Annotated in this window: 1 rRNA gene (only partly in view); it reads left to right on the forward strand. The window is 54.0% G+C overall.

The features are described from left to right. Nucleotides 1-2598 (forward strand): 23S ribosomal RNA (locus PEM_RS00025); it begins 282 nt to the left of the window's first position. Nucleotides 2599-3019: the final 421 nt, after the last annotated feature.

Here is a 3019-nt window from a genome sequence, read left to right on the forward strand (position 1 = left end):
AGGAAAACGCTCTGGAAAGAGTGGCCATAGAAGGTGATAGCCCTGTATCTGAAAGGGCCATTTCAGTGAAGACGAGTAGGGCGGGGCACGTGAAACCCTGTCTGAACATGGGGGGACCATCCTCCAAGGCTAAATACTACTGACCGACCGATAGTGAACCAGTACCGTGAGGGAAAGGCGAAAAGAACCCCGGAGAGGGGAGTGAAATAGAACCTGAAACCGTGTGCGTACAAGCAGTAGGAGCTCCGCAAGGAGTGACTGCGTACCTTTTGTATAATGGGTCAGCGACTTACTGTTCGTGGCAAGCTTAACCGTATAGGGGAGGCGAAGGGAAACCGAGTCTGATAAGGGCGCATAGTCGCGGGCAGTAGACCCGAAACCGGGTGATCTAGTCATGCCCAGGGTGAAGGTGCGGTAACACGCACTGGAGGCCCGAACCCACTCCCGTTGCAAAGGTAGGGGATGAGGTGTGATTAGGAGTGAAAAGCTAATCGAACCCGGAGATAGCTGGTTCTCCTCGAAAGCTATTTAGGTAGCGCCTCATATGTATCCTCTCGGGGGTAGAGCACTGTTATGGCTAGGGGGTCATCGCGACTTACCAAACCATTGCAAACTCCGAATACCGAGACGGACTGTATGGGAGACACACGGCGGGTGCTAACGTCCGTCGTGAAAAGGGAAACAACCCAGACCCACAGCTAAGGTCCCAAATTTTGTGCTAAGTGGAAAACCATGTGGAAAGGCACAGACAGCCAGGAGGTTGGCTTAGAAGCAGCCACCCTTTAAAGAAAGCGTAATAGCTCACTGGTCGAGTCGGTCTGCGGGGAAGATTTAACGGGGCTAAGCACAGAACCGAAGCTTGGGGTGCATAACTTTGTTATGCGCGGTAGAGGAGCGTTCCGTAAGCCGTTGAAGGTGGATTGAGAAGTCTGCTGGAGGTATCGGAAGTGCGAATGCTGACATGAGTAACGATAATGCGGGTGAAAAACCCGCACGCCGAAAGCCCAAGGTTTCCTTGCGCAACGTTAATCGGCGCAGGGTGAGTCGGCCCCTAAGGCGAGGACGAAAGTCGTAGTCGATGGGAAGCAGGTTAATATTCCTGCACCTCGCGTAAGTGCGATGGAGGGACGGAGAAGGTTAGGTGTACCAGGCGTTGGTTGTCCTGGGGAAAGGCGGTAGGTTTGGATCTTTGGCAAATCCGGGATCCTCTAAGACCGAGCACCGAGACGAGCCTTTATGGCAAAGTCACTGATACCACGCTTCCAGGAAAAGCTCCTAAGCTTCAGCTTACGCAGACCGTACCGTAAACCGACACAGGTGGGTAGGATGAGAATTCTCAGGCGCTTGAGAGAACTCGGGTGAAGGAACTAGGCAACATGGCACCGTAACTTCGGGAGAAGGTGCACCCTTTTTGGTGGCTCGTGCGAGCTATAGCTGAAGAGGGTCGCAGTAACCAGGCCGCTGCGACTGTTTATCAAAAACACAGCACTCTGCAAACACGAAAGTGGACGTATAGGGTGTGACGCCTGCCCGGTGCTGGAAGGTTAATTGATGGGGTCAGCCGCAAGGCGAAGCTCTTGATCGAAGCCCCAGTAAACGGCGGCCGTAACTATAACGGTCCTAAGGTAGCGAAATTCCTTGTCGGGTAAGTTCCGACCTGCACGAATGGCGTAACGACAGCGGCGCTGTCTCCACCCGAGACTCAGTGAAATTGAAATCGCTGTGAAGATGCAGCGTTCCCGTGGCAAGACGGAAAGACCCCGTGAACCTTTACTATAGCTTTACACTGAACGTTGAGTTCGTCTGTGTAGGATAGGTGGGAGGCTATGAAACCATGGCGCTAGCTGTGGTGGAGCCATCCTTGAAATACCACCCTGTCGTGCTTGACGTTCTAACCTGGGCCCATTATCTGGGTCGGGGACCGTGTATGGTGGGTAGTTTGACTGGGGCGGTCTCCTCCTAAAGAGTAACGGAGGAGCTCGAAGGTACGCTCAGCGCGGTCGGACATCGCGCACTGTGTGCAAAGGCATAAGCGTGCTTGACTGCAAGATCGACGGATCAAGCAGGTAGGAAACTAGGACTTAGTGATCCGGTGGTTCTGTATGGAAGGGCCATCGCTCAACGGATAAAAGGTACTCCGGGGATAACAGGCTGATACCGCCCAAGAGTTCATATCGACGGCGGTGTTTGGCACCTCGATGTCGGCTCATCACATCCTGGGGCTGTAGTCGGTCCCAAGGGTATGGCTGTTCGCCATTTAAAGTGGTACGCGAGCTGGGTTCAGAACGTCGTGAGACAGTTCGGTCCCTATCTGCCATGGGCGTTGGAGATTTGAGAGGGGCTGCTCCTAGTACGAGAGGACCGGAGTGGACGAACCTCTGGTGTTCCGGTTGTCACGCCAGTGGCATTGCCGGGTAGCTATGTTCGGAAGCGATAACCGCTGAAAGCATCTAAGCGGGAAGCGCGCCTCAAGATGAGATCTCCCGGGGCACAAGCCCCCTGAAGGAACCATGTAGACTACGTGGTTGATAGGTCAGGTGTGTAAGTACAGCAATGTATTGAGCTAACTGATACTAATGATCCGTGCGGCTTGACCATATAACCTCAAGTTGCCTTGGCTTTACGACAACGTCGTAAGAGCATCCAAGTGCACGCTACGTCACAAGAACTACGCGAGGCTGGCGCCTTGTCCCCCGGGACGAGTGCGACTCTCCAAAAGCCTCCCTGGTGAAATTAGCGCTGTGGAACCACCCGATCCCATCCCGAACTCGGAAGGATGGTAGTGTGGCTCAAGCCATGCGAGAGTAGGTCATCGCCAGGGTTTACACCCGAGAACCCCGCTGCATGCGCAGCGGGGTTTTCCTTTTTTTGCAGGCACCTGGTTTCGACCTGGACTTGCAGCAACAACTTCACGAAGAGCTTCAAGTTCCTCAAACAAGTTGTTGACAAAGCTGAAAGGCCTGCCATAATAGGCGGCTCGCAACGACGAAAGGCCCTCGGGCCCAACGACGAAGCAGCA

The organism is Stenotrophomonas sp. Pemsol (assembly GCF_003586545.1).
GTDB classification, from domain to species: Bacteria; Pseudomonadota; Gammaproteobacteria; order Xanthomonadales; family Xanthomonadaceae; genus Stenotrophomonas; species Stenotrophomonas sepilia.